Origin of the sequence: Acinetobacter sp. NIPH 817 (assembly GCF_000368405.1) — a bacterium.
Lineage (GTDB): Bacteria > Pseudomonadota > Gammaproteobacteria > Pseudomonadales > Moraxellaceae > Acinetobacter.
In genome coordinates, this window is record NZ_KB849420.1 from 1,995,365 (window position 1) to 2,007,730 (window position 12,366).

11 protein-coding genes are annotated in these 12,366 nt (G+C 38.4%); 7 read left to right on the plus strand and 4 right to left on the minus strand.

Annotated elements, in window-relative coordinates; genetic code table 11:
• Position 1: 1 nt before the first annotated feature.
• Together F968_RS13155 and F968_RS13160 are read right to left on the minus strand one after the other, a co-directional pair.
• Entirely contained in the window at positions 2-1,321 is a 1,320-nt protein-coding gene (locus F968_RS13155; RefSeq protein ID WP_004793782.1) for an NCS2 family permease, read from the minus strand.
• A 304-nt stretch (positions 1,322-1,625) separates the two neighbouring features.
• Positions 1,626-1,868, minus strand: a complete 243-nt coding sequence (locus F968_RS13160; RefSeq protein ID WP_004793783.1) for a hypothetical protein — start codon at positions 1,866-1,868, stop codon at positions 1,626-1,628.
• 571 nt (positions 1,869-2,439) lie between these two features.
• On the opposite strand from F968_RS13160, the gene F968_RS13165 reads away from it, so the two are divergent.
• Positions 2,440-3,162 carry a pirin family protein gene (locus F968_RS13165; RefSeq protein ID WP_004793784.1) on the plus strand — a complete coding sequence of 241 codons (723 nt, stop codon included), beginning with the start codon at positions 2,440-2,442 and terminating at the stop codon, positions 3,160-3,162.
• A gap of 77 nt (positions 3,163-3,239) precedes the next feature.
• Here F968_RS13165 and F968_RS13170 read toward each other — a convergent pair whose 3' ends face one another.
• Positions 3,240-3,860 carry a TetR/AcrR family transcriptional regulator gene (locus tag F968_RS13170; protein WP_004793785.1) on the minus strand — a complete coding sequence of 207 codons (621 nt, stop codon included), beginning with the start codon at positions 3,858-3,860 and terminating at the stop codon, positions 3,240-3,242.
• A 524-nt stretch (positions 3,861-4,384) separates the two neighbouring features.
• Here F968_RS13170 and F968_RS13175 point away from each other — a divergent pair.
• The 4 genes from F968_RS13175 to F968_RS13190 all read left to right on the plus strand — a co-directional run bounded on the left by F968_RS13175 (position 4,385) and on the right by F968_RS13190 (position 8,778).
• Positions 4,385-5,344 carry a metal-dependent hydrolase gene (locus F968_RS13175; protein WP_004793786.1) on the plus strand — a complete coding sequence of 320 codons (960 nt, stop codon included), beginning with the start codon at positions 4,385-4,387 and terminating at the stop codon, positions 5,342-5,344.
• A 65-nt stretch (positions 5,345-5,409) separates the two neighbouring features.
• Positions 5,410-6,243 (plus strand): SDR family NAD(P)-dependent oxidoreductase, encoded by an 834-nt coding sequence (locus tag F968_RS13180; RefSeq protein ID WP_004793787.1) that lies wholly within the window; start codon positions 5,410-5,412, stop codon positions 6,241-6,243.
• A gap of 22 nt (positions 6,244-6,265) precedes the next feature.
• A complete protein-coding gene (locus tag F968_RS13185; RefSeq protein ID WP_004793788.1) occupies positions 6,266-7,789 on the plus strand; it encodes a flavin-containing monooxygenase in 1,524 nt (507 codons plus the stop codon).
• A gap of 113 nt (positions 7,790-7,902) precedes the next feature.
• Positions 7,903-8,778, plus strand: coding sequence for a class I SAM-dependent methyltransferase (locus F968_RS13190; protein ID WP_004793790.1), 876 nt, complete (start codon positions 7,903-7,905; stop codon positions 8,776-8,778).
• Positions 8,779-8,788: 10 nt separating this feature from the next.
• On the opposite strand, the gene F968_RS13195 is transcribed toward F968_RS13190, so the two are convergent.
• Positions 8,789-9,802: an AraC family transcriptional regulator gene (locus tag F968_RS13195; protein WP_034596331.1), complete on the minus strand. Its 1,014-nt coding sequence runs from the start codon at positions 9,800-9,802 to the stop codon at positions 8,789-8,791.
• Positions 9,803-9,938: 136 nt separating this feature from the next.
• Between F968_RS13195 and F968_RS13200 the strand changes: the two genes are divergently transcribed.
• Complete coding sequence (locus tag F968_RS13200; RefSeq protein ID WP_004793793.1) at positions 9,939-11,426, plus strand: flavin-containing monooxygenase; 1,488 nt, start codon at positions 9,939-9,941, stop codon at positions 11,424-11,426.
• 44 nt (positions 11,427-11,470) lie between these two features.
• Positions 11,471-12,325: an SDR family NAD(P)-dependent oxidoreductase gene (locus tag F968_RS13205; protein ID WP_004793795.1), complete on the plus strand. Its 855-nt coding sequence runs from the start codon at positions 11,471-11,473 to the stop codon at positions 12,323-12,325.
• The last annotated feature ends 41 nt before the right edge of the window (positions 12,326-12,366 follow it).

Below are 12,366 nucleotides of genomic sequence, written 5' to 3' on the forward strand. Positions count from 1 at the left end.
ATTAACCGCCAAACGCGATAAATTTAAATACCCAAAGCGCAGCAATAATCCACACCATGTACGGTACAGTTTTTGCCTTACCCGTGAATAATTTAACTAATGCATAGCTAATAAAGCCCATTGCAATACCGTCAGCAATTGAATAGGTAAATGGCATAAATACAATAGTTAAAAAGGCTGGAACAGCTTCAGTAATATCATCCCAATCGATATGAGTGATACCTTGAATCATCAACACACCAATGAACAATAAAGCTGGCGCCGTTGCAAAACCCGGTACAGATTGAGCAAGAGGTGCTAAAAATAAACAGCAGATAAATAAAACTGCAACCACAACAGCGGTTAAACCAGTACGTCCACCCGCTGCTACACCTGAAGCTGACTCAATATATGGTGTAGTTGAAGATGTACCTAATGCAGCACCAGCAACAATTGCAGTAGAGTCTGCAAATAATGCTTTCTTCAAACGAGGTAATTTACCGTCTTGTAAAAGACCCGCACGGTGTGAAACACCAACCAAAGTACCTGTACTGTCAAATAAATCAACAATAAAGAATACAAAAATGACGCCGACCATACTTGCTGTAAATAGACCTTTAAAATCCATTTGCATAAATGTTGGTGCAATTGAAGGGATTTGACCCACTACACCTTTAAATTCGTTTAGACCTAAAGCAGTAGCAATGCCTGTAACGACTAAGATACTAATAATGATTGCACCGCGAATCTTCAACTGATGCAAAACTACAATCATTAAAAATCCGAATAGTGCTAATAAAACTGTAGGCTGTTTGATATCACCCAAACCGACTAATGTCGCTTGGTTATCAACAATGATTCCAGCATTTTTTAGAGCAATCAGTGCTAGGAATAAACCAATACCCCCACCGATTGCAAATTTAAGCGACATCGGAATCGCATTGACAATCGCTTCACGAATTTTAAAGAAGCTAATTGCAAGAAAAACAAGGCCTGAAACAAAAACAGCCGCTAAAGCTGTTTGCCATGGCACGCCCATCCCCATACAAACCGAGTAGGTAAAGTAAGCGTTTAAACCCATACCAGGGGCCAGTGCGATTGGATAATTTGCAATGATCCCCATTACTAAACATCCGATAGCTGCTGCCAAACAGGTCGCAACGAATACGGCACCATGATCCATGCCGGTTTCAGATAAAATGAGTGGATTGACAATAATGATGTAACACATCGTTAGGAATGTAGTTACACCAGCAAGAACTTCAGTTCGGAAAGTGGTTTTATTGTCGCTTAACTTAAATAAACGCTCTAACCAGCCTGCCGAAGAATTGGGCGCTGCCATAAGTAGCCTCTATGCAAAATCTGAACTATGGAATATTTACGTCTATGTAGGTCGCTGAACAATATTGTTTTTCTGTTCAGCCCTATAAACAAGAATCTCAAACTTATGAAGCAACAAATATGCCACTCATTTGGTTTCTAGTTCGTACATAGGAAATAGCCACAGCCCCTCTTGAAACACAAAAAAGCTGCATAACCCCTATGCAGCTTTTTTACTATACGTTCAATAAGTTTAACAGATTCAACAGAAACATGATCAAAATTTATGAAAAGATATGACCAATGACACTGTAAAATTTAGAAGTTTATAGCTCAATGCTGCTAGAAAATAATTTTTTTTCGCCAATATATTCTTGCATATTATAAGAAGCTAAATTGCTGTGATGAGCATGATTTGGATTACGTTCGATACTTTGTAGGTTTCTTTCTGCTTCTTGTATGATCCGCATGAGCTCTTGATGTCTTTTATTTTGACTATCTAAATAGGCCCAATACCCTAATACAAAGACAATACTCACACACAACACTATTAATACTTTATTGATCATTATTATTATCTCTATGTTTTTAATGTTAACGATCTTAACAAAAAATTATAGCTTTGTGAATATTTTCACATTTATTTACAATAACGCACTCTCACTCAAATTATTGAAAAGAAAGGTGATTTTAAATCCATCATTTAAATAAGCAATAAATACAAAACATTTCCATTGAAAAGTAACTTTATTTCAAAACAGTTTAGGTTTAGTTATTTTTAATATTAGCTTTTTATTCATTTTTATTATTAAGCTCCTTTAAATACACATTGTAGACTAATGTGTATATAGCATGAAATATCTCTAAATTTTTTACCGATTAAATAGGCTAAAAAGATTCATTTTTCTTTCAATTGTTTTATTTAAAAGTGTTTGGTGATCTTACTATTTCTCAAATTTCATCTTTAGCTTTAAAGGTAAATTTCAATTTTAACCAAAATAGCTTTTTTTCTTAGTCAACAAATAATTTTCATTTAATCGTTCTAAAAATCGTACCAAGCTTTCCATTTTCAGTGCTTTATTACAATAAACGCTACGATAAACTACGCTCAGATAGAAAATTAAATCAGGAGAATACATCATGTTTGATATGCGTTTATCTCACGAGCGTGGTGCAGCACATCATGGTTGGTTACAATCAAAACATAGCTTTTCATTTGCTAACTATTGGGATCCTAAACAAGTTGGTTTTTCTGATCTACTTGTAATTAACGATGATAACGTTGCTCCATCTAAAGGCTTTGGTACTCACCCTCACCGCAATATGGAAATTATTTCCTATGTACTTGAAGGTGCATTAGAGCATAAAGACTCAATGGGTACAGGCTCTGTGATTGTGCCAGGTGACATTCAGCTCATGAGTGCAGGTCGTGGTGTTGCTCATAGTGAATTTAACCATTCAGCTCAAGAAGGCGTTCATTTCTTGCAAATTTGGGTTGTTCCAAATGAAGTGAATACAGACCCGGGCTATCAACAAGTTCATATTGATGAAGCAGACAAACGCGGTAAATTGCATTTGATCATCTCACCGAAAGGTAGCGAGAAAACTTTATCGATCAAACAAGACATTAATATTTACTCAGGTCTTTTTGATGGTGAAGAAACTGCTGAATTTGTGATTCCTGAGGGTCGATATGTTTATCTACACGTTGCTAAAGGTCGTGTTGATGTAAATGGTAAAACATTTAACACTGGCGATGCTGCACGTATTCGTGAAGGCGGAAGTTTATCGTTTACCAATGGTGATAACGCCGAAATTTTGATTTTCGATATGCGTCCTGAAGAAGTTCCAACCATGCCATAATGCAACTAAGCCCTCGCATAAAATTTATGTGGGGGCTTGTTTATTGTTGATCGGACTTATAAAAATTCTAACTCAGCTCAATGTTCTTCTGAACGTGCCATCTCTGTATTAATATAGCTCATAATCATCGTGGTTAGCCCCTGCACCATTTCATCAAAACTAATATAAGGGTTTGGCAAAATAAGATGCCGCGCGATATTAAAAATTCCACTGTTAATACAGATATAAGTAATTACAGGCAAATTATTGATTTTTAGGTATTTAGGATTGTGCATCATATATTTCATGATGACTTCCATTAAGGCCTGTTCAATTTTGGGAATGTATTTATCGTACTGCAATTCTCCTGCATAACGTAAAACGGTTAAGTAACGGTCATTATTTTTCTTTAATAAATCACTAAAAGTATAAAAAATCATTTCGATAACAGGCTCTAATTCCAGCTGTAAAATCGTCGGCGTAAGCTCTGTAATCATGTCCAGAATTTCCCGAACAAAAAAATGATTCATCGCATCATAAATTTCTTCTTTATTTTTAAAATATTCATATAAAGACCCGACACTCACGCCTGCAATTTCTGCAATATGACGTGTTGTAGTACCACTTGGTCCATGAAGTGCCACTGCAATAAAACCTGCTTCAATAATCGTGTCGACAGTGACTTTGGCTCGAGTTTGACGAGGTTTACGCGTAGTCATACGATCTAATCAATAATCCGAACATAAAGTCAGATTAGCATGTAATTCGACTGGGTAGAAATAAAAAAACAAAATCCGAATAGTTGTCAAACTTAGCGAAAAAAAATTTAGAAAAACATTCCCAGAGCCATGAGTGAATATGTGTTTCAAGTGGCTATTTTATTAGCTTAAATACAAATTAATTTATTATTTTTCAAATATATAAAATCAAATCAATTAAAAATTTTACTGCAAAAAATGTCTACAAAATACTTTTATATATTTAAAAATTTACCCGAATTGAATCCGAACATAATGTCAGATTAATATGAAAAAATTAAAGAAGAGTCATTAAGTAACTCTTGTCTACATCGGCTCTTCTTCCGTTATTCAGCCAAATAATCAAACAAATAACGGAGCAACAACACCGTAGTCAATGCAGAAAATCATCTGTTTTTGAAAATGGAATTTTATAGTGCTTTGTTGATCATTGAGTTTATCGATTTTCATCAAAATGCACCACTACTTTGCCTCAGGGTGTCGCCATGATCTCGACCGCAGTTAAAAAATCATTCAACAAACTTAAATTTCAGCGTGAAATTGAAGTGCCCGATTTTGCTAGCAAAAGTTCTATCCCAATTCGTCACTTAAATATTGGTTTCGATGGTAAGGAAATTGATGTCAGATTCTATATGGACAACCAATTTGCTACTTTATTTTTTGCCACACTTTCGGTGTTTTTAACCTATGGTGAGGATCTGGTAATTGAAACCGCTCGTCATCACCGTGAATTTATCAAAGATCCTATATTGAAACAGCGCGTTACTTCGCTGATTGGCCAAGAAGCAATTCACTCAAAATTGCACAATGAATATAACGATGCTCTTCAAGATGCTGAATATCCTGTTGCGCTATATCGTTTTCTTGGTTCGAACTTCTTTAAATATGTATTTTTGAAATTTCCACAACCACTAAAATTGTCAATGATGGCAGGTATTGAGCATTTTACTGCGGTACTCGCTGAATACATGATGAAGCATGAAAAGAATTTCTACTACTCAAATGATGAGAAAAGCCGTGCGTTGTGGATGTGGCACATGCTTGAAGAATCTGAACATAAAGATATTGCCTATGATGTTTATCAAATCTTAAATGGCAGCTATCCATTACGAGCTTCTGGTTTCATTCTAGCTCTCATTACCATTTTAGGATTAATTCCTGCCACTACATTATTTGTTCCTGTTTTAAGAAAGCCGCAAGAGATGCTGACTTTAAAATTCTGGAAAGATGCGCGTCGCGGTGTAGGCTTAATCTTTGGTCCAAAAGATGGCGTATTCGGTAGTACGATTGGTCAAATTCTTGACTACTTACGTCCAGACTTTCATCCGAATGATCATGATACAACTGAGTATCTTGAGTATTACAAAAAGAAATTGCTGACCGAAGGCGGTGCAATTGCACCTTACTTTGTTAAAGAATTTACCCCACCAGTACGCATGTCTTAATCGTCCTGTATTTCCAGCTATCGAACAGATAGCTGGTATCTCTTCAAGCTATTTATGGATGAATCATGATTTTATTTGGCAAAAAGAAAGTTAAACCAAGCCAAAAAGCTTATGCCGTAGTAACGGGTGCAGGCAGTGGGATTGGTCGAAGTTTTGCAATGGAACTTGCGAAACGTGGTGGCAGCGTAGTGTGTGCAGATATTAATCTCGAAGCTGCTGAAGAAACAGTAAAACTTCTTGAACAAGAAGGCGCCAAAGCTTTTGCTATGCGTTGTGATGTGGGTAATGCTGAACAGGTTAATCATCTAGCTGAAACTGCTGAAATCTTACTTGGGCATCCTGTGACTCTTGTCATTAATAATGCTGGTGTCGGTTTGGGTGGTAAGTTTGATGAGCTAAGCCTAGAAGACTGGAATTGGGTTATGAATATTAACCTTTGGGGTGTTATTCACGGTTGCCATGCCTTTGTTCCAAAGTTTAAAAAGCTAGGTTACGGCGCGATTATTAATGTGGCCTCTGCTGCATCTTACACTGCTGCACCAGAAATGACCGCTTATAACGTGACTAAAGCGGGTGTACGTGCTCTTTCAGAAACGCTCTCAGCTGAACTGCATAAGTTTAATATTAAAGTGAATGTACTCTGCCCGACGCTGGTTCCAACCAATATCATTAAAAATGGTCGAATTCCCGGACGTTATTCAAAGCTAGCAGACCATGCTCTGATGAACTATGCCCTAACGACAAGTGACGATGTTGCAAGATTAACGCTTAATCGCCTTGATCAGGATGAGTTGTATACCATTCCTCAAATTGATGCAAAGTTATTCTGGCTCATGAAACGTGCATCTCCAAGCTTGTATAACAAGTTCCTTGGCACATCGTACAAATTATTTAAATAAGAAATTTATAGGTAGTACACATATGACTGCTCAAATGAAAACAAATGCTTCAGCAAAAAAAGCTGTCAAATCACCAAACCATATTTTCGATACTTTTATTGTGGGTGCTGGCATTTCAGGGATCGCTGCTGCCATTCGCCTAGATCAAGTTGGTTATACCAATTATAAGATTATTGAAAAAGCTGGCCGCGTGGGTGGAACATGGCGTGAAAACACCTATCCAGGTTGTGGTTGCGATGTACCCTCTGCTCTTTATTCCTACTCATTTGCACCAAGTGCAAAATGGAGCCATTTATTTGCGCGCCAACCAGAAATCTTAAGCTATCTGGAAGATGTGAGTAACGAGTTTAATGTTACGTCTAAAATTGAGTTTAATAGCGAACTGCTCAACGCAGCATGGGATGACTCACGTCATGTGTGGGTACTTGATACTAGTACTGGTCAATATTTATCTAAAACCGTTATTTTTGCCACAGGTCCAATTACCGAAGCTCAAATTCCACGTCTTGAAGGCTTAGAAACATTTAAAGGCGAAATGTTCCATTCTGCTAAATGGAACCATGATTATGATTTGACAGGTAAACGCATTGCCGTGATTGGTACTGGCGCATCTGCCATTCAATTTGTGCCACAAATTCAACCAAAAGCGAAAGAGCTGTTTGTATTCCAACGTACAGCACCTTGGGTACTACCAAAACCAGATACAGACTTAGGTGAATTTAGTAAATCAGTGATTGCTAAATATCCGTCTATTCAGGCGAGCTGGCGTAAAAGTGTAGCGTTAACGCTGAATGCAATTAACTTTGGTTTACGTAATCCACTTGCATTAAAACCAGTAAATGTATTGGGTAAGCAATTACTTAAATTACAGATTAATGATCCTGTGCTACGTAAAAACGTAACGCCAAACTTTGATATTGGTTGTAAACGTATTTTATTCGCTAACAATTATTATCCAGCGCTACAAGCACCAAACACCACCCTAATCCCTCATGGTTTAGTGAAAGTTGAAGGCAATACGGTAGTTGCTGCAAATGGTGAGCGCCACGAAGTTGATGTGATTATTTGGGGTACAGGCTTTGAAGTATCTCACCCGCCAATTGGTAAACGTGTCCATAATGAAAAAGGTCAATGTTTACAAGATATATGGAAAGATAGCTCACCAGAGGCTTACTTGGGGACCAACATTGAAAATGTACCAAATGCATTTTTAGTTTTAGGGCCTAACGTACTGGTCTATGACTCTTTTATTGGTTTGGCAGAAGCACAGCTCGACTATATCGTAGATGGCTTATTGAAAATTAAAAACAAAGGAATTAGCAAGATAAATGTTAAATCTGATGTGATTAAAAAGCATAACGATTTAGTGCAAAAACACCTAAAAACGACTGTATTTAATAGCGGCGGCTGTAAGAGTTACTACCTTGATGCCAACGGACGTAACTTTGCTGCATGGCCTTGGTCATTGAAAAAGCTGAAACAACGTTTGAAAAAAGTAGATTTGAAAGATTATGAAGTGACGTATCAAACCACAAAAACTCACTAATTTGTAATTTCAATCAAATCAGTTGTAAGAAATAGGCAGTGTATTTTAGATTTTCATGAAATACACTGCCTTCTTCGTTGAATATCTTCAAGAAATAAAAAAACAGGATAAAGATGAAAGAAGGTCAATCAAGTCGTACCGCCGAAGCTGCTGCTGCATTACGGGCCAATCATTTTCAAAATACGAAGAACCCTGTATTTTCAGATCCTTATGCTTTTGAACTAACCAGTAAAGGCTGGAAAAAACTGCTCTCTAACCCACTGATTGTTAAAGTCATGAATTCTGCGGTTTTAAACCGTACTTTAGGTCTACTTACTGGGCAAGTGGTCGGGCGCTCGCGTTATGCCGAAGATTTACTTGATCAGGCAGTTCAACAGAACACTCAACAATATGTATTGGTGGGTGCTGGCCTAGACTCTTTTGCCCTACGTGAATCGCACCATTACCCTGCTTTGAAAATTTTTGAAGTGGACCATCCTGACACTCAAGCAGCCAAACAGGCCAAGCTAAAAAAATTAGGAAATATTCCTGCTACCATTGAGTTTGTCGCAATTAACTTTGAAAAAGAGTCAATTTTAGAAGCACTAGCCCGAAGTTTGTATCAGCCATCCGCTCCTGCATTTTTTTCTTGGTTAGGAACGACCCATTACTTAAACCCTCAAACCACCCTACAAACTTTGAAAAGTATTGCGGAATTTGCTGCAAACGGTAGTGAAGTTGTACTCGACTATTCAACCGATTTCCAAGAGTTACACGGTATTGAGCGACTTGGAAGTATGGGCGTTGCACAGTTTACCCACTTGCTGAAAGAACCTTTATTGGGGCAATTTAAACCAATAGATTTACATCAGGCCGTGGAGCAAATGGGATTTGAAGTAGTCGAAGATCTTTCAGGCGAAGCAATTACTGAACGTTATTTTAATGCACGAACAGATGAGATTCGTCACACCTCAGCAACGCGTTTATTACATTTGCGTTTGAATAAATAAAATCTGTTAATTATTGATTGTTTAAGCGCATGGCATGAGGTGTCTTGCCATGCCATCTTTTATAAGCATGAATAAAACTGGCTGTTTCTGCATAGCCTAACCACTCTGCAATCTGCTCAACCGAAGCTTTTGGTAATGCCAAATATTGCTCTGCTAAAACTTGCCTAACTTCTTCCCGAATCTGGATAAACGTCATCTCTTCTTGCGCTAAATGGCGACGTAAAGTGCGAGCATTTAAATGCAATCGATCAGCAACCACTTCCATGGATGGCATTTCACCTCGAATATTCATCAATTGTCTTTGTACCAATGCCGTGAACTTCTTTTGTGACTGACGTTTATCGAGAATTTGCCGACATTGCTCTTCGGCTGTATTTAAAACAAGATCATTGGCCATCTGCAACTTTTGGTCAACTTTGTGCGCATCGAGTAGAACAAAATTCCGACCTGCGCCAAACTCTGGCAAGATACCAAATAAATCTATATAAGGTTGTACATCACCTTTAGGCTGAAAAGAAAAAGCCAAATACTGGCAAAAATTATCTTGCACAAGGTCGCGTTGTACCGTAATAAGCGCGGCGGCATCACGTTGAATAATAAATTGTCTAACCGAAGATGGTATATCTTCATCTGTGAGTTCAATAAGGGGACCGTCTTTAGTGTCTGAAACAATAAAACGGGTAAATGCAAACGTTAATGAAAAATAAGTCAGTGCAAAATCAAGCGCTTCACGGATACTAGCACTACTTATAAGCGCCATACCTAAAGGTCCAAATGTGGTGAAATGATAACGTGTACCTACTTCTAAACCTAAAGTTGGCCGATCTTCAAAGAGTTCGACTAAATTATGGATGAGCTGTAATTCTTGATGTCCCGAAACTACCATATTGGGATCAAGCAACTGCTGCTGGCTAATTCCAGTTCCTTTTAAAATGGTTTGATAAGAAATGCCTGATTCCACTGCAAAATCAGCCATTAACCGAACACTATGTACACTGCGTTCAAATGCCCATGCGTACGTCACTGTACCATCCAAAAATGTCCTCGAATCACAATATTTTGTCCTCATCCATCCTCTAAATCAAGTTAATAAACGATTATGCTGCATACAGGAAATTGCGATTCTTTCGCCCACTGTTTTTAAGGATTTAGAGCAGCCTATGTTTAATTCGTCGACTAATTCAAATAAAAATGTACGCATCGCTATTATTGGCACTGGCTTTGGTGGTCTAGGACTTGCCATTCGTCTCAAACAAGCAGGTTTTGAACAATTTACCCTATTTGAAAAAGCTGCCGATGTCGGCGGTGTCTGGCGTGACAATACCTATCCAGGTGCTGCATGTGATGTGCCTTCTCATCTTTATTCTTTTTCTTTTGAGCAAGAGCTGGGCTGGAAAAATCGCTACGGAACATCTCAAGAGATTTATCAATACTTACGCCACTGTGCGGATAAATATGATATTCGTCCACATGTTCAATTTAATACTGAAATAGCCAGTGCAGAATTTGATGCTCTGCAAGGTGTATGGCACATTCAAAGTACTTCTGGTGAACAGTTCGAAGCTGAATTCTTAGTGGGCGCTGTAGGCCAACTCAACCGCCCTGCCTATCCAAAACTTAAAGGTATTGAAAACTTTAAAGGTAAAGCATTTCACTCAGCACGTTGGGATCATGAATATGATTTAACTGGCAAACGTGTTGCGGTAATCGGTACAGGTGCAAGTGCAATTCAGTTCGTACCTGAAATTGCAAAACAGGTTGCTCATCTCGATGTTTATCAACGCTCTGCACCCTACGTGATTCCTAAACCAGATCGGGTTTACCAACCTTTAGAGAAAAAGGCTTTCCGTAAATTACCAATTTTGCAAAGTCTAGACCGTGCCTTGCAATATGGTCATCATGAAATTCGTTTGCTGGCCTTTACCACTTCATTAAATGAAATGCCTTTGGTCGAATATTTATTCCAGCGTCACATCCGTAAAGTCGTCAAAGATGGGAAGTTGCGTCATCGTTTAATGCCAGATTATCCAATTGGCTGTAAGCGTATTTTAATCTCTAACCATTGGTATGAAACACTGACTCAAGCTCATGTCGATGTGATTAATACGGGCATTCAGGAAATTACCGAAAACGGCATTTTAGATGCGAAAGGAAATCTACGTGAAATCGATACCATTATTTATGGTACAGGCTTTGCCGCAACGGAATTTATGGCGCCAATGCAGATTACAGGTCTTGATGGTCGTACCTTAAAAGACACATGGAAAGATGGTGCAGAAGCTTATCTCGGCTTAACTGTGAGCGGCTTTCCAAACTTCTTTATGCTTTATGGTCCAAACACCAATCTTGGGCACAACTCAATTGTCTATATGATTGAAAGCCAAGTAAATTATATTTTAGATGCCATTCAAACAACCCTACAAAACAAACTTCTGTTCACCAATGTTCGTGCAGAAGTTCAACATGAGTTTAATCAAAGTATTCAAGAAAAAATGAAAAAAACTGTCTGGGCACAAGGTTGTACCAGTTGGTATCAAACTGCTGATGGCAAAAATACCAATAACTGGCCGGGTTTTACCCTTGAATATCGTCAACGTACTCGTCGCTTCGATATTGAAAACTACAGTCAGGTTTCGGCTATTTCTTAAACAAGCTTCACCATAGGAAATGAGAAAAATAAACGGAGAATTTTATGAAGTCTTTTAAAAATAAAGTCGCAGCTGTGACAGGTGCTGGCTCTGGTATTGGACAAGCAATTGCCATTGCACTCGCAAAACAAGGTTGCCATCTGGCACTTTCCGATATTAGTGAAGCTGGATTAGCTAAAACAGTCGAGCTGTTAGCACCCTATTCTGTCAAGGTAACCACTCAGAAAGTCGATGTGGCTAAGCGTGATGAAGTCGCAACTTGGGCAAAGGCAGTTGTAGATGAACATGGCCAAGTTAATTTGATTTTTAATAATGCTGGTGTCGCAATAGGTAGTACGGCTGAAGGTGTGAGCTACGAAGACCTTGAATGGCTGATTGGTATTAATTTTTGGGGCGTGGTTTATGGCACCAAAGAATTTTTGCCTTACTTAAAGCAAAGTGGTGACGGACATATTATTAATATTTCTAGTATGTTTGGCTTAACAGCTCAACCAACCCAAAGTGCTTATAACGCCAGTAAATTTGCCGTTCGTGGTTTTACTGAATCATTACGCCAAGAACTCGATATGCAAAATGCTGGAGTGAGTGCGACCTGTGTGCATCCAGGTGGTATTCGTACCAATATTGCCAAAGCTGCCCGCATGAATAATAGCGTCCAGTCTTTAGGAATGGATCCTTTAAAAAGTCAGGATGCTTTCGATAAATTACTTCGCACCCCTGCTGACGATGCCGCTCAACAAATTTTAGAAGCTGTTCGTAAGGACCGCCGCCGTTTACTTATTGGAGCCGATGCAAAAGCTGTTGATGTCATTCAACGTATTCTTCCACAGGGTTACCAAAAGATTTTTGCAACCGCGACTGCCTTGCAAACTCGTCTACTCAACAAATCAGCAAAATAAAAACAGTGGTCAGCATACTCTTCATTTTAAGAGATGCTGAC

Bases quoted from the DNA above. Each gene is read 5' to 3' on its own strand.
- F968_RS13155 (WP_004793782.1), bottom strand. From the start codon at position 1,321: ATGGCAGCGCCCAATTCTTCGGCAGGCTGGTTAGAGCGTTTATTTAAG.
- F968_RS13160 (WP_004793783.1), bottom strand. From the start codon at position 1,868: ATGATCAATAAAGTATTAATAGTGTTGTGTGTGAGTATTGTCTTTGTA.
- F968_RS13165 (WP_004793784.1), top strand. From the start codon at position 2,440: ATGTTTGATATGCGTTTATCTCACGAGCGTGGTGCAGCACATCATGGT.
- F968_RS13170 (WP_004793785.1), bottom strand. From the start codon at position 3,860: ATGACTACGCGTAAACCTCGTCAAACTCGAGCCAAAGTCACTGTCGAC.
- F968_RS13175 (WP_004793786.1), top strand. From the start codon at position 4,385: ATGATCTCGACCGCAGTTAAAAAATCATTCAACAAACTTAAATTTCAG.
- F968_RS13180 (WP_004793787.1), top strand. From the start codon at position 5,410: ATGATTTTATTTGGCAAAAAGAAAGTTAAACCAAGCCAAAAAGCTTAT.
- F968_RS13185 (WP_004793788.1), top strand. From the start codon at position 6,266: ATGACTGCTCAAATGAAAACAAATGCTTCAGCAAAAAAAGCTGTCAAA.
- F968_RS13190 (WP_004793790.1), top strand. From the start codon at position 7,903: ATGAAAGAAGGTCAATCAAGTCGTACCGCCGAAGCTGCTGCTGCATTA.
- F968_RS13200 (WP_004793793.1), top strand. From the start codon at position 9,939: ATGTTTAATTCGTCGACTAATTCAAATAAAAATGTACGCATCGCTATT.
- F968_RS13205 (WP_004793795.1), top strand. From the start codon at position 11,471: ATGAAGTCTTTTAAAAATAAAGTCGCAGCTGTGACAGGTGCTGGCTCT.